Source organism: Salipaludibacillus aurantiacus, from assembly GCF_900111295.1.
Taxonomy (GTDB): domain Bacteria; phylum Bacillota; class Bacilli; order Bacillales; family Salisediminibacteriaceae; genus Salipaludibacillus; species Salipaludibacillus aurantiacus.
Genome location: NZ_FOGT01000013.1, coordinates 13,646 through 36,492, shown reverse-complemented (window position 1 = coordinate 36,492; position 22,847 = coordinate 13,646). Strand labels below are relative to the sequence as shown.

Here is a 22,847-nt window from a genome sequence, read left to right as displayed (position 1 = left end):
CAAATGATTTAAGTCGTATCGTTCACTGTCCATTTTTTGGACGTTCTATGTGGCAAGTCTGGACAACTTACTAATTTATCTATGAAAAAGTTAAGTATCTCTGATTTTTTTGCTTTGAAAAAGCCCATTGATGAAACAAGCTTATAATACTAGCATGATTGATAATAGGGAGTTTATAAATGAGTCCAAAATTGATTAAAAGATACGGAATAATTGGCGCTTTAATCATTTTTACGATCTTTTTGGCGGCGAGCATATATACAAATATGACAGATGATGAGGCGGACGAAGGGCAAAGCAACCAGGAGATAGGACAAGTCGTAGGTTTTGCAGCAGGTTCCATGACTCGTATGAATGAAGGCGGGTCATTAAACAGCCTGAGAGCCCATGTCCGGTTAATTGATGAACTTAAGTTAATGGAAGTGTTAGAGAATCGGGCAGGTAGAGAAAATCAGAATCAGTTTAGAAAATTGGATATTTTTTTCTCTAATCTTAGAAACAGGCTTGATGAAAAAGACGCCGGGGACTTAACCGCCAAAGAAGCTGCCCATTTAAATCAAACAGGCCGTCTGCTAAATCTCATCGCAGATAAAATATATGCGGATCATTATGATATTGAGGCGGAAGTGGAGCAAATGAATCTGGATTTTTAAAAGCTTAATAAGACTGGTAAAAGCGCTAAAGGAATTTACAGAAATCAAATTATTTTAAAACCGGTCTTGCAACCCTTTTCATAATGAGGTATAGTAAAGGTGTCAAATGATCCGAAACGTTTTGGGAGGTGGACCATGGCGACTATTAAAGACATTGCTAAAGCCGCAGGAGTTTCTGTCACAACCGTCTCGCGCGCTCTAAATGGTTATGGGGATGTCAACGAAAAGACAAGGAAACATATTGAAGAGACAGCGAAAAAGCTGAATTACAGCCCTAACGCTGTAGCGAGAAGCCTGGTCATGAATAAGTCCCGGACGATCGGTCTTCTAGTTTCCGAATTAAATCGGTCAGGTGCAAAGGACATGTTTACGTATGAAGTGATGTGCGGAATTAATGATGCAGCTTCAGACGTAGGTTATGATTTGATTTTATTCAGTACTAATACTGTCAAACAGAAACAGAAGAGCTATACGCAGCTCTGCCGGGAAAGACAGGTAGAAGGAGTTATTATGCAGGGGATCAAGAAAGATGATCCTTACATTAAAGAAGTTATTGACAGTAATATCCCTTGTGTTTTTGTAGACGTTGAACTTGAGGGAGATAATGTCGGGTTTGTAACTACTGATAACGTGTTTGGAGCTCAAATGGCTGTTAAACATTTAATCAACCTTGGCCACAGGCATATTGCCATGGTTAACGGCCATGATAAAGCAGAAGTCAGCCAAAAAAGGCTGAAAGGCTATATGAAAGAACTGCAGGAGGCTGAGCTTCCTGTAAAAGAAGATTATGTGCTGAACGGCGGGTTTCTCGAATCAAAAGCCGAAAGTGCTGCTTATAATTTTCTTAAAACAAACAGACAAGTGACTGCTGTTTTTTGTGCCAGTGATTTAATGGCACTTGGCGTCATGAGAGCTGCACGGCGTTTGGAACTTAATATTCCTGAGGATTTATCCATTGTTGGGTTTGATGATATCGTTTTGTCCCAATATACGAGCCCGCCTTTAACAACAATCGGGCAGGATAAGTACCAAATGGGCTATGAAGCAGCCAAACTGTTAACTTCCATGTTAACCGGAAAAAAATCACCTCATAAGAAAGCAGTGCTTGATAACCAACTGCTTTTAAGGGAAACAACTGCTCCTCCAAAATAAGGAGTACGTTTCTTATCCTTTATCCCGAAACGTTTCGGGCGTATTTTTTACATATTCCCCAAAACGTTTCGGATGATATGAAAAGATCTATAAATTGTCCCAGTTGGAGGTTTTGAAATGGATTACAGAGTAATAAAAGAGAACGATTTGTTCTTATTAACTGATGAAAATGGCAATATTCCTGAAGACCATCCTTACGGTCCGGGTTTGTATACGAAAGACACGCGGTTTTTAAGTAAATTTGATTTGAAAATAAACGGTGAAGATCCCATTCTTTTGTCATCTGAAGCGGATAAAACTTATTATGCTGAGATGCTTCTGACTAACCCGCACATGGAAGAAGAGGGAGATGTCAAGCTGTGGCGCGAATCGGTGGAATTGAAAAGAAAGAGGTTTATATATGGAGGCGCACTTTATGAATCTCTGAGAGTAAAGAATTACAACCCGAAACAAACGAGTTTTGAAATCAGCCTTCACTTAGATGCGGATTTTAAAGATATGTTCCTCGTAAGGGGTTTCCAGAGCGGAAAAGTAGGCAAGAAGCTCGAAACGGTTATAAACGATACTGGATTAGCCATTCAGTATTTAGGTGCCGATGAGGTGACACGTAAACTTGATGTCAAATGGGACGCGGTGCCTGACCGGATCACCGAGAAGGGCGATGTCCATTTCTCTTTTACATTAGATCACGGCGAAGAAAAAACAGTGTCGCTGACTATGGTCCCCGAAGTAGACGGTGACACTCCGGAACAACTGGATTATAAAGAAGCCTTTCAAAGATTAAAAGATTCGTATAAAGAGTGGGAGGAATCATCTGCCAAGGTGTCGACAAACCATTCTCAGCTCCAGAGATTAATTGACCGGGGCCTGTCTGATTTGAGAGTTTTACTGACTGACCTGGGACATGGAAAGTTTCCGGTAGCCGGGTTGCCATGGTTCGGAGTGCCATTCGGACGGGACAGCCTGATTGCAGCGCTCCAGATGCTCCCATTCAACCCGGAGGTGGCCAAAGGAACGTTACGTACAATGGCCAGTCAGCAAGGGACGAAGAAAGACAGCTGGAGAGACGAAGAGCCGGGTAAGATTATGCACGAAATCAGATTTGGAGAACTGGCAAACACCGGCCAGATTCCGTTCACACCTTATTACGGAACCATCGATGCCACTCCTTTATTTTTAGTATTGTTAAGCGAGTATATCAAATGGACAGGAGATTTTGAGCTTTTCCACGAGTTAGAAGTAAATGCCGGAGAAGCATTGAATTGGATTGACCACTATGGAGACCGGGACGGTGACGGGTTTGTTGAATATCACCAGGAGTCGTCAAAAGGAATTGCTAACCAGGGATGGAAAGATTCCGGCGATTCAATTGTTCACCGGAACGGAGATTATGCCGAAACACCGATTGCATTATCGGAAGTCCAAGGGTATGTGTACCACGCAAAGGAAAGTATGGCTGACATCTATAAACAGTTAGGCTTTAATGAAAAAGCAGATAAATTATTGCGTGAGGCAGCTGATTTAAAAGAACGGTTTGAGACCTCATTCTGGATGGAGGACCAGCAGTTTTACGCCCTTGCTTTAGACAAAGAGAAAAATCAGGTTGGTACGGTGACGTCTAACCCGGGACATGTGTTATTTTCCGGCATGCTTGATGAAGCAAAAGCGAAGTCCGTTAGTGACATGCTTGTATCAGATAAAATGTATACCGGCTACGGCATCCGTACGATGGGCACCGGAGAAGCAGGATATAACCCGATGAGTTACCACAACGGCACAGTCTGGCCGCATGATAACAGCTACATTATTTTAGGAATGAGCAAAACGAATAACCGGAAGCAGGCAGCTAAAGCGATGGAAGGCTTAATCCGTTCGGCAGACTCTTTTGAGTACGACCGGTTACCTGAACTGTTCTGCGGATATGAAGCAAACGGGAAAGCCGTAAAATATCCTGTTGCCTGTTCGCCGCAGGCATGGGCAGCCGGAACCCCGCTGCTGTTTGTCCAATCAATGTTAGGTTTGTTCCCTGATGCTATGAAACAAACAGTAAGGATTAATCCATATTTACCCGACGGAGTGAATGATTTAAAAGTAGAAAATATGAAAATAGGTAACGGGGTCTTAAGTCTCCTCGTTAAGAAAGCTGATGACACCCATGAGATAGACATTATCGAAAATACGACGGGCTTTAAAGTTGTTAGCAGGTAAGGGTTGTAAAGGGCAGATTCTGCCCTTGCCAATAAAAAATGAAAGGGGTTTCAAAATATGAAAAGAGCAATGTGGTTAAAATCGATAGGGTTAACTTCAGTATTTTTGGCAGGAGCGGTGTTAACAGCCTGCGGAGATGACGGAAATAATGCTGTGGACGGTGGAGTAAACGGAGATGGAGACGGAGAGGAAGAGGTGACTGTGAGGTTAACAGGCTGGCAGTCGTCTCCTACTGAACAGCGCTATCTCGAAGAAACAATCGAAGCGTTTGAAGAAGAATACCCACACATTAATGTGCAAATGGATACTATCGCAGACCAGTATATGGACGTTTTACAGACGAGATTAATCGGCGGGGAAGCGGCAGATGTCTTCTTTTTAGATGCGTTTGAAGCCCCGAGATTAATAGAAGCGGGTGTTTTAGAACCGCTTGACAGTTATGTCACCGAAGAATTTGATGTAGATGACTTTGAAGAGCCGCTGATAGAGGCTTTCAGGAGAGATGGCCAGTTATGGGGGCTTCCAAAAGACACGTCGACGTTAGCTTTATTTTATAATAAAGATCATTTTGAAGAAGCAGGCATAGACACTCCTCCGGAAACGTGGGAAGAGATGGAAGAAATGGCTAAGACGTTAACTGTAGATAACCGGTACGGCCTTGGAATTGTTACGGATTTAGCCAGACTGTATTTTATTGCAGAGTCACAAGGCGGGGAAGTAACCGTTGATAACCAGGCTAACTTCACGGACCCGAATGTGATTGACGCCCTGCAGCCGATTGTCGATATGAAAAATGAAAAAGAAATTGCTGCGTCTCCGGCAGATGTGGGTGCTGAGTGGGGAGGAGACATGTTTGGCACCGAAAGAGCTTCAATGATTATTGAAGGGAACTGGATGATTGAATTTATGGAAGATGCTTTCCCGGATGTAAATTACGGAGTGGTTGAAGTGCCGACCATTAATGATAACAAAGGAACTATGGCTTACACAGTGTCTTATTCTATGAACGAGGCATCCGAACAAAAAGAAGAAGCATGGCAGCTCATTGAGTTCTTAACCGGAAAAGAAGGAATGGAAATCTGGACTTCAAGCGGATTAGCGCTTCCTTCACGTCAATCAGTTGCAGAAAGTCTTGAATACACAGATGAAGCGATTTATGAGCCTTTTATTGAAGGAACAAGCTATGCGACAGTCTGGGCAGATGACACGAACTTGCCGATTATTAATTCAAACTTTGAAAACCAGTTTGTAAGTGCCTTCCTGGGCGATCAGGAACTGGAAGAAGCAATGGAAGAAGCTGAACGCGTCGCAAATAACGAAATAGATAATTAATCACTGCGGGCTGTCCCAAAAGAATAAACCTTTTGGGACACTCCCTTACATATTTCTTTAACGGATAAGAAAGGGGTTATACAACATGGCTAAATGGAAGCTTTCTAAAAGCCAGTTAAGAGAAACAGGTCAAGGATATCTATTTATGTCCCCTGCCATACTTACTATTGTCGTTTTTCTGATCGGACCGATTCTTTTTGCTTTATTTCTTGCTTTTAACAGAGTGAATTTGCTGGGTGACGTCAGTTTTGATTTTGTCTGGTTTGATAATTTTACGCGGATGGCAAATGATGAACGGGCTTTAATTGCATTAAAAAATACAGCCTTTTACGTCGGAATAGTTGTACCCGTCCAGACGATCCTTGCCTTGGTTCTTGCTTCATCATTAAATGCAGGAATGAAGGGAGAGAAGTGGTTCAGAGTCATATACTTTTTACCTACCTTAACCTCGTCTGCTGTTTTGGTTATGATCTTTATGTGGATGTACCGTCCGGATGGCCTGATTAATACGCTGTTAAGCGGTGTCGGTCTCCCGACTTATAACTGGGTAAACGATCCAAGTGTGGCGCTTATTTCAATAATGATTATGAATATCTGGGCGACCGCTCCTTTCTTTATGGTCATATACCTTGCAGCATTACAGGATATTCCTGACTCGCTCTATGAAGCAGCAGAACTGGATGGCGCGAGCGGTATTCAGAAATTCTGGCATGTGACTGTGCCTTTGCTTCGGCCGGTTACAGCCTTTGCAGTAATTATGGGGATCATTGGAACTTTCCAACTGTTTGACCAGTCATATATGTTCTCGGGCGGCTCCGGAGGACCAAACAACTCGACATTAACAGTCGTTCTCCTTATCTATCAATATGCCTTCTCTAATAATCAAATGGGATATGCGGCTGCATTAGCTGTTGCATTAGCCCTGATTATTCTGACGGCCACCTTAATACAGCGTAAACTTCAAAAAGATGAACAAGTTTACTAACATTGAAAGGAGGAGCATGGGATGAGGAAAAAAATAAATGTAGGAAAAGCATTTCTTTTTATATTTTTAACCATTTATGCAGTTATCACAGTAATTCCATTCATATGGGCATTATCAGCTTCATTTAAACCGCTGAATGAAATTTTATCAGGCGGGCTGAACTTTATTCCTGAAACATTTACGGTTGATAATTATATTACGATATTTACAGAGCAGGGGTTATTTCCCCGCTGGCTGTTAAACAGTGTCATAGTAGCAGTCATCGGTACGGCTCTTAACCTGGTTTTCAACTCTATGGCCGGGTACGCCCTGGCCCGGATCAGTTTCCCAGGACGGACAGTCTGGTTTATCATTGTACTGGCCGTTCTCATGATCCCTATGCAAGTCACGATGATACCTAACTTTTTAATTTTAAGAGAACTGGGGTGGCTTAACAGTTATCAGGGATTGATTGTACCTGGCATGATTAACGCCACGTTTATCTTTATGATGAGACAGTTTTTTGTGAACTTTCCAAAAGAAGTGGAAGAGGCGGCGGCGATTGACGGCCTTGGCAGGATCGGTACATTCTTCCGAATTGTTATGCCGATGGCAAAACCGGCTTTAGGCGCCCAGGCTATATTTGTCTTTATGGCGTTCTGGAACAACTTCATGGCTCCGCTCATTATTATGACGGACGCTTCCATGTATACCCTGCCAGTCGGCCTGAACGCTTTCCAGTCAGATTACGCCACCTACTGGAACTATATTATGGCGGCCTCCATGGTATTTACGCTGCCCGTATTGCTTCTCTACATTTTCTTTAACCAGTTCTTCTTAAAGGGATTGTCTTTCAGAGGGGATAAATAAAGGAGTTAGTAAAATATAAGAGCTGATCGCCCGCTTGGATTAGAAGAATAGTAAGAAGGGTGAATCTCCGCTGACAGTTAAGGCAGCGGGGATTTTTTATGTGATTTTAAAAAAGTTATTTTTTGAAAGGTAAATAGAAAATTTCAAAGCCTTCCTCTTGCTTTTGAAGGAGGGGAAGATGGTTTAGGGATTCCTGATGATAAGGTTGGGCGCTACGCTCATAAAACAGCTAGATACTATTTTTATGGACGGAAACGATGGGGGGAAGGGAAGCCATAAAAAACCTGCCGCAGCAAGGAGCCGCAACAGGGTGGAGAGTTTAATGTCTTGCCGGTTTTCTATTATAATGAATGGTTCCGGTAAGCGCCATGGTGGGTCGGACCGATAAATTCGTTCAGCTTAAACGAACCGCGGATAGCCTCAGTGATAAATTCTTTCGCTGTCTGGACAGCTTCTTTTACGCTGCGTCCTTTCGCTAGTTCAGCGGTAATTGCAGCTGAGTACGTACAGCCTGCTCCGTGAACATAAGGAGTATCAATGCGGTCTGATTCAAGCAGTTCAAAATCATTGCCATCGTAAAGAAGATCGACCGCTTTTTCGTGGTCAAGCTTACTTCCGCCTTTAATTAAAACATATTGGGCGCCTAATTCATGGATTTGTTGTGCCGCTTCTTTCATTTGGTTAACCGTTTTAATAGGTCCAACGCCGCTCAACTGCCATGCTTCAAATAAATTAGGAGTGACTACCGTCGCTTTAGGAACGAGCAGATTCTTCATACTTTCTGTTGTTTCCGGGTGAAGAACCTCGTCTTCTCCTTTACATACCATGACAGGATCAATAACTACATTTGAAATGTTGTATTTTTCAATTTTCTCAGCCGCCAGTTCCACGATTTCTACTGAACCGAGCATGCCGGTTTTCATCGCAGAAACGCCGACTCCGTCGACAATTGTTTTTAATTGCTGCCGCACGGTTTCCGTTTCCTGAGGGAACACACCGTGAGACCAGTTATTTTCAGGATCCATTGTAACTATCGTCGTGAGCGCTGTCATCCCGTATACGCCCAGTTCCTGAAAAGTTTTTAAATCTGCCTGAATACCGGCACCGCCGCTGCTGTCAGAGCCGGCAATCGTTAATACTTTCTGAATTGACATAACCATCCTCCTTACAAATTCCATCCCGGGTTCCAACCGGCATGTCTTACATGTACCCATTATAACGGGAAACCTGTCAAATGTAAGGGGGATTTGTGAAATGGGGTCAGACCCCCCATTTACTGGAAATAATTTTGATACTAGGACTAGTGTGGGGTCGCATAAATTTATACATATTGATTTAAATATAATAAGAGGGGGGGGATGGGATGGTATTTCCTGATTTGCTCATCCAGATTGCCTGGGTAATCATTATTGCAAGATGTGGATACAGAGCGGTTAATTTAATGAACAGTTCAAGGAAACCCTGGTTTGAAATTCTTTTCTATATCTCTGTTGTCCTTATATCTCTTTCGTTTTTATTAGCTTTTTGAACACCCTGACAGGGTGTTTTTTACATAATACAGAGTTATAATTCATTAGATTTGTGAGATCACTAGGTTTGAAACCTAAGGGTAGTGGCCAAGTATTAAATAATTTACTCCCCTGAGAAACCATAAGACTGATGTTCTAAAACCAGGAGGCATAATTATTTTACTCCCAGCTTCAATGTGCTTCCTATAAACACATGTTCATCATTAATTCCAAATTATTGGTTTGAGAAAACAAAAAATAGTGTATTAAAAGAGAGGGCATTGAGAAATTTCAACAAGACCCGTCATCCATTGCAGCTGGCCAAAATAATAAATAAAATTCTAATTTGCTAATCTGACGCCACATAAATGAGTACAGACCAATTAAAGGGGTCAGACCCCCCAGTTACTTCCAGTGAGAAAATAGGTGTTGCATTGAGAATCATTTTCAATTAAAATAACATTAAAGATAATGATAATCATTCTCAACTAACATAATACCCTAAACTCATCAGGAGGCGAATCTTATGCGTTCATTACTTGTTGTCGGAGCAGATTACTTAGGCGAGATTCCAAATAAATTATCAACTATGGGATTTAACGAAATCATGCATATTAATGGGAGAAAAGTGCAAATGGTAAAGAAAGAAATCCCTGAAAATATCAACTGTATTCTTGTTTTAACGGATTTCGTCAATCATAATCTCGCAAAGGTCATAAAAGATAAAGCGAAGAGCCGCTCTATCCCTGTCTTTTATGCAAAACGATCGTGGTGTTCCATATATAAGGTACTTGAGAAAGCAGTTTAGCGCTAATAGGTGTGAGTTTTTCAATCACTAATGTATTTTTTCTTGAGAAGGAGGAAGAATATGGTCGGCTACTATATTTCTCTGCGAAAGTTTTCTCACCCTGTTCGTTGTTTAGGCAGAAAAGGAACACCATCAGCCTCTCTGCATATAAAGGCAGGAGATGTCATAGAAGTGACAAATGACTGCAAACTTTTTAAAGGTGCCGGATGGTTTTTTATGGTAGAGGTGAACGGGAAAAATTGCGGCTTTATTGCCCATGAAGAGTTAGTCAATTATTTAAATGACAAAAAACTGGTGACTATGCTTGATATTGAGTTACATATCAATTACTTGAAATACAAGCTGGATCTGGCACTCGACGAAAGAAACAAGGTCTGTTTCAATGCCTATACCAAAAAATTGACTGATTATCTTATATTGAAAACTGAATTAGAAAAATATGCAGTAAAAAAAGAATTTTTTTCGTTTGTTTAACTTTGGCTGTCTTCAGCCGGGAGAAGTCTAAAATTCTTTATTCCAAAGGAGGAAAGTGGAATGAAAGAATATGAGCAAGATCATAATGGTGACTCTAAAGAAGACATCATCCAGCACCTTATTAAATCAGGGTGCTATAAATCGTCAGACGGCCGCCAATTGTACGAGCTGACCATATTTGAACTGGCTCATGAGTATCACAACAGCCTTCATGAATAACCGATAGCATAAGCGGCTCTAAGGGGACCTTGAAAGATAGACTAAGGGGTCCCTTTTATAATGCATTCAGATGACCCTCTGCTTTCTCCTTTTCATGTTTTCTCCTTATGTGTGTAACCTTCTTTACTCTCTAATAAGGCGTGCTTCCCAAGGACCCTTTTAATTCCTCTCATTTCAAAAGACTTACAAACTCCCAACTCAGACGAAAAACTTACAACTAAATTCACAAAGGGGTCAGACCCCCCATTAAATGGAAGTTACTTTATTTCAGGGAAATGTCGTAAATCTGTAAAATTACTAGGTTTGAAACACAAATATAATATTTCTATTACAAACCTGTCATGAGAGTCTGGTATTGTTTGGAATGTGTAAGACAATAGACATAGATTAAATGCAGCATCTAAAACTGAATATTACTACTCTTTAGGGGGGCTCGGGGTGCTTAAAAAGTTTATAACACTGGCGATGTTCACCGGTATGGGCCATATGTTACTGGCCGGAGGTGTCTTTGCTAATGAAGCGCTTGAGAATGAACAGGAGCAGATTCAGCAGGAACGCGAGGAAATCCAGTCTGAACTTTCAGATGCGGAAACCGCGCTTGTTGACTTAGTACAGGAGCTGGAAACGCTGACGGGTCAACTTCTGGAGCTTAATGAGGTAATCGGTGAAAATGAAGAGCGGCTCGTTAGGACAGAAGAAGAAATAGGTGAAAACGAGGCAAAGATTGAGGAATTGGAGACCAATATTGAGCGGCTCCAAAGCGATATCGATCACCGTTTCGAGTTATTAAAGGACCGGGCAAGCTCTTACCAGAAGAATGGAAGCGGAAGTGCTTCTTATATTGAAGTTATTTTAGGATCTGAAAACTTTGGTGACTTTATAAGCCGGTTATTTACGATTACTCAAATTGCTAAAGCTGACAGTGATTTTATCGAACAGCTTGAAATTAACCAACGGGAGCTGGAAAAGTCGCAAGGTGAACATGAAAATGTACTTATAAAGCTTGATACCCAGGCGGCAGAGCTTGAAGAATTGCATTCTGACCTTGATCAACAGCGCAAAGAAACCAGCCAGTTAAGAGATAGCGTTAAGGAAAATGAAGCTGAGCAGAAAAAGCTGATCGATCAGTTGATAGATGAAGATCAGGACCTTGCTGCTCAGGAAGCTGACATTCTTGAGCGGATCAGAGAAGAAATCCGTCGTCAGGAAGAAGCTCGTAAAGCGGAAGAAGAAGCCGCCCGCAAGGCTAAAGAAGAGGCCCAGGCAAAAGCGGAAGAAGAAGCCGCCCGCAAGGCTAAAGAAGAGGCCCAGGCAAAAGCCGAAGAAGAAGCCACACGCCAAGCTGAAGCAGAGGCCCAGGCAAAAGCCGAAGAAGAAGCTGCACAACAGGATGAATCAGAGGCTCAGGCAAAAGCCGAAAAAGAAGCCGCCCGCAAGGCTGAAGACGACGCAGAGGCGAAAGCTGAAAAACAAGCTCGTCAAGCCGAGGAAGAAGCTCAGGCGAAAGCCGAAAAACAAGCCCGCCAAGCGGAAGAAGAAGCTCAGGCGAAAGCTGAGGAAGAAGCCAAAGCAAAAGCTGAAAAAGAAGAAAAACAGTCTTCAAATTCAAACGGCTCCGGAAACTCTAATGCCAGCAATTCTTCCAGCTCCGGCTCAGGGTCATTAAGCAGCCGGGGATCCAGCAGTTCTGATGATTCATCAAGTTCTGAAGAAGGAACCTGGAAAACCTTCTCTGCTACAGCTTATACGGCATCGTGCACAGGCTGTTCAGGCGTAACGAGGACAGGAATTGATTTAAAAGCAAATCCCAATGCCAAAGTCATAGCGGTTGATCCAAGCGTCATTCCTCTAGGATCCCGAGTCGAAGTAAAAGGCTACGGTACATTTTTAGCAGCAGATACCGGCGGGGCAATCAGAGGAAACAAAATTGATATTTTTATGGCTGACCGCTCAGATGCTCTATCATTCGGAAGACGGTCAGTACAAATAAGAGTATTGAATTAAGCAACTCAACTTCATAGACTTACTAAAAAAGAACGGGGCTTCTGACCCGTTCTTTTATTTTTGCTTCGGTACCTTCAAAAAATGAAAAAGTAAGCTAAATCCCGTCAGATACCGCAAAAGTTTATGAATTTTATCACCAAGGTATAGAAAGAGAAAGCAGCCATAACCGGCACTTTTTCGATTTAGGAAATCCATTGATTTTCCACTCGAAAACTATTAAATTAAGTAGATACTTTTAATTAACAGATGACAGGTGATTATATGTTCGACATCTTAAATAGAGGACTCAGTGATTTTCGTCATTCCTACAAGCGGCATCTTTCTTTTGCGCTTATATATATGCTTATAACAAGCGTGCTATTTTTGCCGCTCATTTCTTTTATATTTAACAGAATACTGAAAGCTTTAGGAACAGGTTCTCTCCTTAATGCTGAAGTATACCGGCTCGGATTAACAACCGCCGGAATGACAGGGGTTCTGCTTATAAGTTTTTTGACAGTCATTATCCTATTTGTGGAATTTGGCGTTATGATAATGATTGCTCAACAGACATATTTTAAAAAGCACATTACCGTTTCGGATGCTTTTGTGACCGCAGTAAAAAAACTGCCCGCATTATTCGGATTCGGGATCATTCAGATGATATTTGTCTTTTTACTTATCATACCTTTTCTTGATTCGCCCGTATTCCCGGCTTTACTCGATATCAATTGGCCTATTCTTGTCACCGGCTTATTTTACGGTACGTCAAACTTTGTCATGTTCCTTTATTTTCTTACTTTCCTGACTGTGGTTTTCTTTTTCATCCGACTGATCTTTACACTCTACTTTATTTTCATTGAGAAAAAAACGGTCTGGAAAGCTATGAAAAACAGCTGGGAAATGACTAAAAGCAATAAACTTAAAATTCTTTTTAACCTTCTTTTACTTAATCTGCTTGCATTTCTGGCAGGGTTTCTGGTAATGACTTTTCTAGCCTATTTGCCTGGCATTTTTGACCTTGGCGTCCTCAGTACAATTATTGAAAATTATCTGGTTGCCTTTTCAAGTTTTATGGCTGTGCTGTTTTCACTTTTAATTATACCGGTAAACATCATTATTCTGACCAGATTATTTTATAATTTTAAAAAAAATCAAGGTCAGCCGGCCAGGGATGATTTATCCATTCATCCTGCAAAAAAATTAAATTTATTTGAAAACAGACTGGCCGGATTTTTCACAAAAAAGAAATACACCCTGGCAGCAGTTATTATGGTCTATGTCACTTCTGTATTCTTCATTAATTATACAGTGGCTGATAATATTGTTTATTTAAAATGGAATGTAGAAGTGGCTGCCCACCGGGGAGATTTACATGCGGCTCCTGAAAATTCGTTAAGCAGTATGCAAGCGGCTCTGGATCAGGGAGTCGATGCAGTAGAGATAGATGTGAAGTTAACCGCTGATGGCGAGCTTGTTTTAAATCATGACGAGACGTTTGAACGGGTAGCCGGAGTGCCTGACAGAGTCGAAGAGATGACATTTGAAGAAGCGACCCAGGTCGATATTGGCACGCTTTATTCGGACGAATTCGCTGGAGAAACTGTTCCATCTCTTCGCGAAGCATTGGAATTAATGAAGGATTCTAACGCTAACATAATCATAGATATAAAAATAAACGATTTGGACAGAAGCGGCGAGATGGCTGAAGGGATTGTAGAACTGGTTGAGGAATTCGAAATGACAGACACAGCTTACGTTCAGGCTTTTGAAAACAGGCCATTAAGGGAGATTCGACAGCTGAACCCTGATATTACAATCGGCCAAATCTTATATTTAGCTGCAGGAGACCTGGATAATCTCGATGTGGATTTTTATGCGATCAGACAGACGATGCTGACTGAACGATTTGTTGAAGTTGCTCATCGCCAGGACCGGGAAGTGTGGGTATGGACAGTAAACACTCCGAGAAACATTAGGGAGGTATTAAAATACGACATTGATGGCATTATTACAGACTATCCATCCCGTGTGCAACGAATAATCGGCATAGATTTTGATCAGGAGCAGGAAAATGATAATTGATGCTGGGACAAAAGAATAGTAATCATAAAGAAGCCGAACAAATCTTATGATTTTTGTTCGGTTTTTCGCTTTTGTACTTAATAAAAAATTAACTCTGATAAAAAACGGCTTACGTAGGAACGCAAACCGTCACTTTTCATTAATTCATCTTAGTAAATACAGTCCCATATAAATACTCGGGTCCGGAGATTTGAATCGTACCGGCTGATAAGCCGGATTCAGTTTCACATAACAACAGGTTGTTTAAAAACCATTTTAAACATCCATTCAACTGAACTGCCTGCAGCATATGGAGAGGTTCTGGATCGGCCTTTCTTTTAAACTTGCCAGTAAATTGCTTCCCTTGACTTTCAAGTTTCCATATCTGGGCCGCGCTATCTAAAATCAGCTCAACGCCTGGCAACTGAACGGAAACTCTCTCTCTTAAATTTAGTGTTGTTTCAAAATAGAAGTCTTTTGCATGCATATTTTTTAAAGATGAATTAATCTTCTCAATGTCATTTATCTCTCTCAAATCCTTTGTAGGAAAAGGAGGGGAGAGGCTGACAGATTTTGAAGGAGGATCCATTTTTAAATGGTTTTCTTGCCACTCCATATATCCAAGCCAGACACGTCGTTCCTGAACTTGTTCTTCGGGAACATAACCATGAAAGACGGCAATATCCGTTAGGCCGTCGGGCGCTTTAGTAATAATGTGGTGTCCTGGTCCGTGGCATTGTTCATTAGTCTGCAGGATTGGTGTCCCATTTTTATATTTAACCCAGCCAGGACTGTTATAACCTTGTTTATCATGAATGGTGTCAGAGGTGGCATAATATAAACCATAAGTGTCATCTCCAAAAAAACCTGCACTGTACATCTGATAATACGTATTGTCTTTTTTTAAAACAAACGGACCTTCGTTCCAGAAAAATGTTCCTTCTTTATTTCCTTCTCTTAAAAATTCCGGCTTTACTACAAGTGAAGGTTCTCCAGCTAACGTTTCCAAATCTTCCATTTTATCTACAACATTACCGGTACCGATAATTTCTCCTGGCCCAAGAGTATAGTCATTGCGGACGTTATAAAACATATACATTTCCCCGTCTTCATCAAGAAATGGGTGGGCATCGATCGACCATTCTGAAGTAAGGGGGGCGTCTGCAAGTTTAAAGGGACCAAGCGGGTGGGCAGCTTTAGCTACACCAATACTGCGTTTTTCATCGTCTGCTGTGCCGTCTGACTTTTTTCTCGCCCCGGTTACATACATATAAAAGACACCATTCTCATAAAAGACTTCCGGAGCCCAAAGATCTATTTGAGCCCAATGAGTGTTGCTCCCGGAAGCTTCTAACGCTGTACCTTTTTTTTCCCAATTCACGAGGTCAACAGATTCATAGACTGGAATTGAAAAGGGCCCGGTATGATATAAATAGTATTTACCGGAATACTTTATAACCGCGGGATCCCCGTGATCCACGCCCGGAGCAGAAATTACCGGGTTAGTAAATGTCATTTTATTTCCTCCTTAGTAAAAAATCGTGAATGATTTTTACCTTCGTTGATTGCTTTAATGACTTCCAGCGGGATTTTTGGCTGACGGTCGTAAGTGAGAAGCCCGTTAATTTCCTGTTCCACGTCAGTAAGCTGAGTATAACAGAAGCCTTGCACAAGCGGTGATTCCAGCATAGCCGAAATGACAGCCTCGTACCTTTCAGCAAAGTCCTTATCATTAACAGCTCCAGAATAGCCCCAGCCTTCCCAGTCGCTCTTCTGATAGGCTATACCTCCAAATTCTGTAACTTGGACCGGTTCACCGTTATAGTTATAGCCAGGTACGTAAATTAATCTGTCGCCAGGCTGTGAGTTTAATAGATTATCTACTGTTTTATAGCGCTCTAACAGTTTTTCTTTTTCGGGTTCATAATCATGAATGGTGCATAAATCAGATTTAGTATGCTCCCAGCCGTCATTAGATAGGACAAGGCGGGTTTCATCAAGTGATTTTGTTAAATAGTACATTGCTAAAGTATGGAATTGCTGCTTAGGGTCTCCGAGCAGTTTTGGCACGCCCCAGCTTTCATTAATAGGAACCCAGGCTACAATACACGGATGGCTGTAGTCCCGCTCAATTGCTTTTTGCCATTCAGAGGTCATCCGGGCAACTGCATCTTCCGAATACATGTAGCAGTTTGCCATTTCACCCCATACGAGAAGCCCTTTTTTATCAGCCCAGTATAAAAATCTCGGATCTTCGATTTTCTGGTGTTTACGAACTCCATTAAATCCCATTTCCTTAGTTAGCGTAATGTCACGAACTATTGCTTCCTCTGATGGGGGAGTGAGAAGGCTTTCTGGAAAATATCCCTGATCGAGTACGAGTTTCATATAATAAGGCTTGTTGTTTAACATGACTTTTCCGTTTTCTATACTAACTTTTCTCATTCCGAAATAGCTTGATATTTTATCCAGAGTGCGCTGATCTTCTTTAATGCGAAATTCTGCGTCGTAAAGGTTCGGGTGCTCGGGGCTCCAGAGACGCCCTTGATCATGAACGTGAAAATCACCAAGTAGGATCTTTCTTTTACCATCAGGTTTATTCAGTCTGATGGTATCTGAAGCAACGAGATTTCCATCGAATGATATTTTAATTTCAAGCAGGTGGTCGCTGCAAGTACCGGCTGTCTCATAAGCAATTTCTATTTCGTCCTTATCGACGTCGGGGGTGAAGGCAGTGCGTGTGATATAAGCAGAATCAACGGCTTCCATCCATACTGACTGCCATATTCCTGTCGTCCGTGTATAGAATATTCCTTCTGATCTTTCTTTCCAGTACTGTTTTCCTCGTGGCTGTGTTAAATCAAAGGTTTCATCTTCCACTCTCACAACCACTTCGTTTAGGCCCGGTGAGGTATAGGCCGATACATCAAAATGAAAAGGAACGTGTCCGCCTTCATGGAAACCTGCATAGTGTCCGTTAACCCAGACCCAGGTTCTGTAGTCAACTGCCCCGAAGTGGAGAATCTGTTGTTTTCCCTCCCAGTTTTGAGGAAATTCGAATTGCCTGTGATACCAGACCAAGTCGTGAAAATCAGTCTCGTTGATCCCGCTTTTCTCAGTCTGATAAGTAAAAGGAACCTGGATTTTCCTCGAGAAATGAGGGTCTTCAAACCATCGGTCTTTTACCCCTCTGTTATCGTCGTCGTATGTGAAGTTCCATTCGCCATTAAGGTGGAACCAGGTTTCCCGGTAAAATTGAGGTCTTGGATATTCTGTTCTGTCAGTCATTTAAATTCCCCTTTCATCTACTCTTCATTTGTATTTGCTGTAGCTGGTCCGGTTTGGGTTCCTTCTCCGGGAAGGCCATCTTCTATTACCGGCCAGCCATCTTGCCAAGCTAACTTATCTATCATTAATGGACGTCTGGTAGTGCCGCTTCCTATCCAAGGATTATCACGGTCAATACCATGGTAGATCATCCAGTCATCACCAGCTTCATCCGTAATTACTGCATTATGCCCCGGCCCGGCAAAGTGCTCTCCGCCTTCAAGAATAAGGGAGCCGCTGCTTGTTAACAGATCATTCCCATCTTTATCTAAGTAAGGCCCTTCTAATTGCTCAGACCTTCCAACAGCTACCCGGTATTCACTCCATTGGCCTTCACAGCACGACCCTTTTGAACCAAAAAAGTAATAGTAATTGTCTCGTTCAATAATATAGGGAGCTTCAAAATCAGTCCCCGCTATTTGAAATTTTTCGCCTGTGTAATCCAGCCCATCTTCTGTAAGTTCAATTCCCCAGATTCCATACCAGCTTCCCCAAAATAAATAAGGAACCCCGTCATCAATGACAAGTTGCGGATCAATAGAGTTGGGGACACCTATTTCATCACTATCAAATAATTTTCCTTTATCTTCAAACGGGCCCTCAGGCGTATCTGCCACCGCGACTCCTATGGCAGGGTTAGGATCCCCCCAGACAGATTGCGAATAATACAAATAATAGCGGTCCTGGAAATAAGCGATATCAGGAGCCCACAAGTCTCCATCACTTTTCCAGTCTGGTTTCTCATTGAAAGCTTCGCCAACATATTCCCAATTAACTAAATCTGTTGACCTGACGACTGGAACCACACGATTCCCCATTCCGTCTCCCCAGTTATCTTCTGTGCCATAAGCATAATAATAGCCCATACTTTCGCTGAAGATCACAGACGGATCGGCCAGGACAGGTTCAAAAACTGGATTTTCGTATTCGGGAGTATGGAGCGCTTCTTCATTATGGTTGTTCTCGAGGGAACAGCCTGCAGTTAATACTAAAACCAAAGCAGAGGAAGCTATTATAATTGTTCTTTTCATTCTCACCCTCCTAACAAGTTTGTTAATAAACTTAATTTATTTACTGAATTATAGCAGACAATTTAAAACATGAAAAGGCTTACTTTGATAAGAGGGGAGCAATACTATATATACCCTGATGCAAAAGGGTTTTATTGGCTTTTCATATAGCAGAAAAGTGCTAATTAGCAATAATTTACACAAAAATTTTTTTGAATTAATCATTGATATTTCAAAATGTATGCGTTATCATGTGATCAATAAGTAAATTAACTTAATATACTTAACCGTTAATTTACCGAAACTGTTCTTATCAAATTTATTAAGGGGGATGACAAATGAAAAAGCTTAAACAATTGTCGGCCGTTACTGTTGGATCGCTTCTTATTCTGGCTGCATGCCAAGAACCTGAACAGCAAGGCGGAGCAGGTGAAGATTCTGACTCTGAAGGAAATAATGGCGGTGAAGAAGTGGAAGAGGATATGCCAGGTGACGTAGGAGATGCCGATATTGTACTTGATTTCTGGAACGGATTCACTGGACCTGATGGGGATGACATTGCACGAATCATATCTGATTTTAATGAAGAGTATGAAGGAGAAATTGCTATCCGCACCCAGACGATGCCGTGGGACAATTTCTATGACCAGTACAGGACGGTAGTAGCTAACAATGAAGCTCCGGATATCGCAATTATGCATCTTGATTCCATAGCCGGTTATGCCCAAAATGATACGCTTACTCCTTTAGATGAGCTTGCAGCAGATATAGGCCTTGAAGAAGACGATTTCATCGAAGAAGTCTGGCAGGCAGGTGAATATGAGGGAAGCCGTTATGCTATTCCTTTAGATGTTCATCCGTTGGCTCTGTATTATAATATCGATTTATTAGAAGAAGCAGGTTACAGCGAGCCGCCGGAAACTTATGATGAATTGGTCGAAATGTCACTGGCTGTGCAGGATTCATCCGACGCATACGGAATAGCCATGCCGGTTTACTGGCCTAGTAATATGATCTTTTTCTCTTCACTTGTTTCCCACGGAGGAGAAACAGTAAGTGATGATGGAATGACAGCACTTTATAATTCTCCTGAAGGGGAAGAGGCACTGCAGAAAATGGTAGATCTCGTGTACGAACATGAAGTATCTCCATCTGATGTCCAAGCTGACGGAGAAGTTACCTTATTCCGCCAAGGCAACAGCGCTTTTCATATCAATGGGATATGGATGATTACAGGTTTTGAAGAACAGGATGGACTTAATTTTGGTTCTGCTCCAATGCCGCAATTTGGAGACGAGGAAGGGGTATGGGCCGGTTCACATAATTTTGTGCTTCCAAAGCAGCAAGAAGAGGATCCGGAGCGGCAGGAAGCAGCGATGGAATTTATCCGGTATGTTTCTGAAAACAGTATAGATTGGGCGAGAGCAGGTCAAGTGCCGGCTGCCTATTCTGTCCTTGAACGTGAAGAATTCCAGGAGCTGGAGCACCAATATAACATTTCCCAACAGACATTTGTTTTTCCGCCAACCTCGCCTTATTACGGTGATACATGGGGGCCAACAGGACCAGCTGTCGACGAAGCTATGCTTGGTCAGCTCTCCCCTGAGGAAGCTCTTGACCGTGCTGCCCGTGAAGGAGAAGCTAACGCAGAGGACGCTGCAGCAGCTCATAATTAATTATTGATGAAAAGAGAAGGAGGCAGAATCACTCTTGTCCTCCTTTTCTTTTTACTAATTATCAGTATTTAATGTTCTGAGCTTCAAACACTAAAGCTACAGAGGAGAGGACTTTTTATGGCAATTACTAAAACTGGTGACCAGCCTCCGGTTTACAAAAGAAACTGGAAAGAAAAACTGACTCCCTTATTGTTTATCGGGCCTCATTTAATTTTCTTCCTGATTTTCCTGGCATATCCGACGATCTACGGTTTTATTATCAGCTTTCATAATTGGAACTTCTTTGGGGATATGTCCTTTGTTGGTCTGCAAAATTATGCAAATATACTTTGGAATACAGACAGTTTGTTCTTTGAATATTTCTGGTCTGCATTCAGGGCCACATTTATATTTGTCATATTATCCGTCCCCCCGCTTATTCTAATTCCGTTATTTATAGCTATAGCAATCAATGCGCGGCCTCCTGGACAGAATTTTTTCAGGGCTCTGTTTTACGCTCCGAGTCTTCTGTCAGTAGTTACCGTTGTTTTAATTTGGATATGGCTTTTGGACACTAACGCCGGCCTTGTTAACTACTATATTGGAACGTTAGGTCTCGATGCTATTCCCTGGCTGACAAGAACACCTTGGGTTTGGATATCCCTTGTTGTAATGACAATCTGGTGGACGATAGGGACCAATATGATTCTTTTTCTTGCGGGTCTTGGAGAGATTCCAGACCATCTTTATGAAGCTGCCAAAATTGACGGCGCAAATAAAATCCAGCAGTTCTTCCATGTCACATTGCCTGGTTTAAAAGGGCCATTAGCTTTTGTAGTTGTGATGACGACACTTGCTTCATTTAATGTTATGGCACAGCCTCAGCTTGCAACTGGAGGAGGGCCCGGCTACGAAACAAGGGTTTTAATATTATATATTTATGACACCGCATTTACTGGAGGAAATCCTCGAGCCGGCCTGGGTGCAGCAATGTCAGTAGTACTGGGAATGATTCTTCTGTCAATCAGTCTCATTCAATTTAAATTAATGACAAGAGAAAAATAGGAGGTGCCAAGCATGAATAATGAAGATAAAGTATCGAAAAGGATAAGTTTAGTATTTTTATGTGTAATGGCACTGTTCTGGATTCTTCCATTATTATGGGTGATCTCTACATCCTTAAAGCCGGAAAGCCAGGCGATTTCGTGGCCGATCCGGTGGATTCCTGAAACCCTCACATTTGAAAATTATGCAGACGTGTTTATGAGACAGGATGTGCCTGTCATGAGATGGTTTTTTAACAGTTTCTTTGTTGCCACGGTTCATACGTTGCTCATGCTTTTATTTAATTCCATGTCTGCGTACGCATTTTCAAGGCTGCGTTTCCGGGGAAGAGACGTGCTCTTCTGGTCGCTGATGGGGACCATGATGATTCCGCCAGTTATGAACCTGGTGCCGCTTTACGGACTAATCAGTACGTTAGGTTGGGTAAATAATTATGCTGCCCTTATTTTTCCGGGACTTGCAAGTGTGTTTGGTATTTTCCTGCTTCGCCAGTTTTTCATCGGCATACCGGCTGAATTGGAAGAGGCAGCCCGCATTGACGGGGCGTCTGCTTTCTATATTTATTGGAAAATTATATTACCTCTCGCGAAACCATCCCTTATCGTTTTAGCCCTATTCACGTTTATGGCTAACTGGAACGACTATTTATGGCCGCTCATTGTTACGACTAGTGCGGATATGAGAACATTGCCTGTCGGGCTTGCGATCATGCAGGGGCAGTTTAATATACAGTTTGCAAAGCTTATGGCAGCCACTGTGTTATCTGCTATTCCGGTAATAATTTTATTTGTTTTTGCTCAGAAGTTTATTGTAAAAGGTATAGCCTTAACAGGGATTAAAGGGTAGGTGATTTCCATGAGAGAGGCCATGAAGGTGTTTCATCGCAGCCTATTCGACAGTTACCATCATTTAGGTTTTTTGGTGTGGACAACCATCTGTTGGTGGATGTGCCTGCTGCCAATAATAACAGCAGGACCTGCAACAGCAGCTATGTTTACTGTCTTCAAACAAAAACGTGAAAATAAAATGGTTCGTCCAGCGGATTTCTGGCAGGCTTTCAAAGATAACTGGCGAACAGGCATTAAATTGCAACTCGTTTATATACTTATTACCTTCCCGGGGGTTATCTACTCGATCACTCTGATTAGGAGTGAATTGTTTCTACCTATGCTAGCGGGGATGGTATTAATCTACCTTCTGTTCATGTGGCATTTAATTTATTTGTATGCATTTCCGGTATATATTGAGCAGGGGCAAAGTTCGTTAAAAATCGTTTTGCTGAGATCCTTTAAACTCGTGAGTGAAAACTTTGGGTTTACGATTAATATGAGCTTATATATAGTCGCAGTAACATTAGTGTGTTCACTCTTTACAATTGCTCTTACCATCTGGGCAGGCATTCTTACTGTTATGATTCAAAATTCAGTACTCCATTTGCTTCACCAGTATGAACCTGAGAAATATTCATTCTCCAGTGAGGTGTCCTGGAGCGGGACATTACGTCCATGGAAAACATAAAGCCTGTTAAATCAAAGGTATTTAATAAGAAATTATG

Annotated in this window: 20 protein-coding genes; 16 read left to right on the top strand and 4 right to left on the bottom strand. The window is 41.9% G+C overall.

Translation table 11 applies throughout. From position 1 onward, the window contains the following. The first annotated feature begins 179 nt into the window (after nucleotides 1-179). The 6 genes from BMW59_RS14945 to BMW59_RS14920 all read left to right on the top strand — a co-directional run bounded on the left by BMW59_RS14945 (nucleotide 180) and on the right by BMW59_RS14920 (nucleotide 7,179). Nucleotides 180-653: a hypothetical protein gene (locus BMW59_RS14945; RefSeq protein ID WP_093053954.1), complete on the top strand. Its 474-nt coding sequence runs from the start codon at nucleotides 180-182 to the stop codon at nucleotides 651-653. Between the two features lie 135 nt (nucleotides 654-788). After that, nucleotides 789-1,805: a LacI family DNA-binding transcriptional regulator gene (locus tag BMW59_RS14940; RefSeq protein WP_093053952.1), complete on the top strand. Its 1,017-nt coding sequence runs from the start codon at nucleotides 789-791 to the stop codon at nucleotides 1,803-1,805. Nucleotides 1,806-1,922: 117 nt separating this feature from the next. Continuing rightward, entirely contained in the window at nucleotides 1,923-4,013 is a 2,091-nt protein-coding gene (locus BMW59_RS14935) for an amylo-alpha-1,6-glucosidase (RefSeq protein ID WP_093053950.1), read from the top strand. Nucleotides 4,014-4,070: 57 nt separating this feature from the next. Beyond that, a complete protein-coding gene (locus tag BMW59_RS14930) occupies nucleotides 4,071-5,345 on the top strand; it encodes an ABC transporter substrate-binding protein (RefSeq protein ID WP_093053948.1) in 1,275 nt (424 codons plus the stop codon). An 85-nt stretch (nucleotides 5,346-5,430) separates the two neighbouring features. Continuing rightward, nucleotides 5,431-6,330 (top strand): carbohydrate ABC transporter permease, encoded by a 900-nt coding sequence (locus tag BMW59_RS14925; RefSeq protein WP_093053946.1) that lies wholly within the window; start codon nucleotides 5,431-5,433, stop codon nucleotides 6,328-6,330. Nucleotides 6,331-6,351: 21 nt separating this feature from the next. Beyond that, nucleotides 6,352-7,179, top strand: coding sequence for a carbohydrate ABC transporter permease (locus tag BMW59_RS14920; RefSeq protein WP_093053944.1), 828 nt, complete (start codon nucleotides 6,352-6,354; stop codon nucleotides 7,177-7,179). Nucleotides 7,180-7,520: 341 nt separating this feature from the next. On the opposite strand, the gene pdxK is transcribed toward BMW59_RS14920, so the two are convergent. Then, nucleotides 7,521-8,333, bottom strand: a complete 813-nt coding sequence (gene pdxK / locus BMW59_RS14915) for a pyridoxine/pyridoxal/pyridoxamine kinase (RefSeq protein ID WP_093053942.1) — start codon at nucleotides 8,331-8,333, stop codon at nucleotides 7,521-7,523. Nucleotides 8,334-8,542: 209 nt separating this feature from the next. Between pdxK and BMW59_RS21820 the strand changes: the two genes are divergently transcribed. From BMW59_RS21820 to BMW59_RS14890, 6 genes are all read left to right on the top strand, one after another. Beyond that, nucleotides 8,543-8,707 (top strand): hypothetical protein, encoded by a 165-nt coding sequence (locus BMW59_RS21820; RefSeq protein ID WP_177174363.1) that lies wholly within the window; start codon nucleotides 8,543-8,545, stop codon nucleotides 8,705-8,707. A 506-nt stretch (nucleotides 8,708-9,213) separates the two neighbouring features. After that, entirely contained in the window at nucleotides 9,214-9,495 is a 282-nt protein-coding gene (locus tag BMW59_RS14910; RefSeq protein ID WP_093053940.1) for a DUF2325 domain-containing protein, read from the top strand. A 60-nt stretch (nucleotides 9,496-9,555) separates the two neighbouring features. Further along, nucleotides 9,556-9,969: a hypothetical protein gene (locus BMW59_RS14905; protein WP_093053938.1), complete on the top strand. Its 414-nt coding sequence runs from the start codon at nucleotides 9,556-9,558 to the stop codon at nucleotides 9,967-9,969. Nucleotides 9,970-10,029: 60 nt separating this feature from the next. Continuing rightward, nucleotides 10,030-10,188 (top strand): Fur-regulated basic protein FbpA, encoded by a 159-nt coding sequence (locus BMW59_RS14900; RefSeq protein ID WP_093053936.1) that lies wholly within the window; start codon nucleotides 10,030-10,032, stop codon nucleotides 10,186-10,188. A 438-nt stretch (nucleotides 10,189-10,626) separates the two neighbouring features. After that, nucleotides 10,627-12,192 carry a PcsB-like coiled-coil domain-containing protein gene (locus BMW59_RS14895; RefSeq protein WP_093053934.1) on the top strand — a complete coding sequence of 522 codons (1,566 nt, stop codon included), beginning with the start codon at nucleotides 10,627-10,629 and terminating at the stop codon, nucleotides 12,190-12,192. Between the two features lie 246 nt (nucleotides 12,193-12,438). Continuing rightward, the gene (locus BMW59_RS14890) at nucleotides 12,439-14,256 is read left to right on the top strand and encodes a glycerophosphoryl diester phosphodiesterase membrane domain-containing protein (RefSeq protein ID WP_342740281.1); all 1,818 of its coding nucleotides are present in this window, start codon (nucleotides 12,439-12,441) and stop codon (nucleotides 14,254-14,256) included. Nucleotides 14,257-14,395: 139 nt separating this feature from the next. On the opposite strand, the gene BMW59_RS14885 is transcribed toward BMW59_RS14890, so the two are convergent. From BMW59_RS14885 to BMW59_RS14875, 3 genes are read right to left on the bottom strand one after another with little or no spacing between them, the layout of a single operon-like run. Further along, a complete protein-coding gene (locus BMW59_RS14885) occupies nucleotides 14,396-15,751 on the bottom strand; it encodes a glycoside hydrolase family 43 protein (RefSeq protein WP_093053930.1) in 1,356 nt (451 codons plus the stop codon). Further along, nucleotides 15,748-17,523 carry a glycoside hydrolase family 2 protein gene (locus tag BMW59_RS14880; protein ID WP_093053928.1) on the bottom strand — a complete coding sequence of 592 codons (1,776 nt, stop codon included), beginning with the start codon at nucleotides 17,521-17,523 and terminating at the stop codon, nucleotides 15,748-15,750. The genes BMW59_RS14885 and BMW59_RS14880 overlap by 4 nt, the downstream gene beginning before the upstream one ends. 17 nt (nucleotides 17,524-17,540) lie before the next feature. Further along, nucleotides 17,541-18,593 carry a family 43 glycosylhydrolase gene (locus tag BMW59_RS14875; RefSeq protein WP_093053926.1) on the bottom strand — a complete coding sequence of 351 codons (1,053 nt, stop codon included), beginning with the start codon at nucleotides 18,591-18,593 and terminating at the stop codon, nucleotides 17,541-17,543. Nucleotides 18,594-18,910: 317 nt separating this feature from the next. Between BMW59_RS14875 and BMW59_RS14870 the strand changes: the two genes are divergently transcribed. The 4 genes from BMW59_RS14870 to BMW59_RS14855 all read left to right on the top strand — a co-directional run bounded on the left by BMW59_RS14870 (nucleotide 18,911) and on the right by BMW59_RS14855 (nucleotide 22,810). Further along, nucleotides 18,911-20,248, top strand: coding sequence for an ABC transporter substrate-binding protein (locus BMW59_RS14870; RefSeq protein ID WP_093053923.1), 1,338 nt, complete (start codon nucleotides 18,911-18,913; stop codon nucleotides 20,246-20,248). A 117-nt stretch (nucleotides 20,249-20,365) separates the two neighbouring features. After that, the gene (locus BMW59_RS14865) at nucleotides 20,366-21,292 is read left to right on the top strand and encodes a carbohydrate ABC transporter permease (RefSeq protein WP_093053920.1); all 927 of its coding nucleotides are present in this window, start codon (nucleotides 20,366-20,368) and stop codon (nucleotides 21,290-21,292) included. A gap of 12 nt (nucleotides 21,293-21,304) precedes the next feature. After that, nucleotides 21,305-22,138 (top strand): carbohydrate ABC transporter permease, encoded by an 834-nt coding sequence (locus BMW59_RS14860; RefSeq protein WP_093053917.1) that lies wholly within the window; start codon nucleotides 21,305-21,307, stop codon nucleotides 22,136-22,138. A 9-nt stretch (nucleotides 22,139-22,147) separates the two neighbouring features. Next, complete coding sequence (locus BMW59_RS14855; protein ID WP_093053914.1) at nucleotides 22,148-22,810, top strand: DUF624 domain-containing protein; 663 nt, start codon at nucleotides 22,148-22,150, stop codon at nucleotides 22,808-22,810. Nucleotides 22,811-22,847 lie beyond the last annotated feature (37 nt).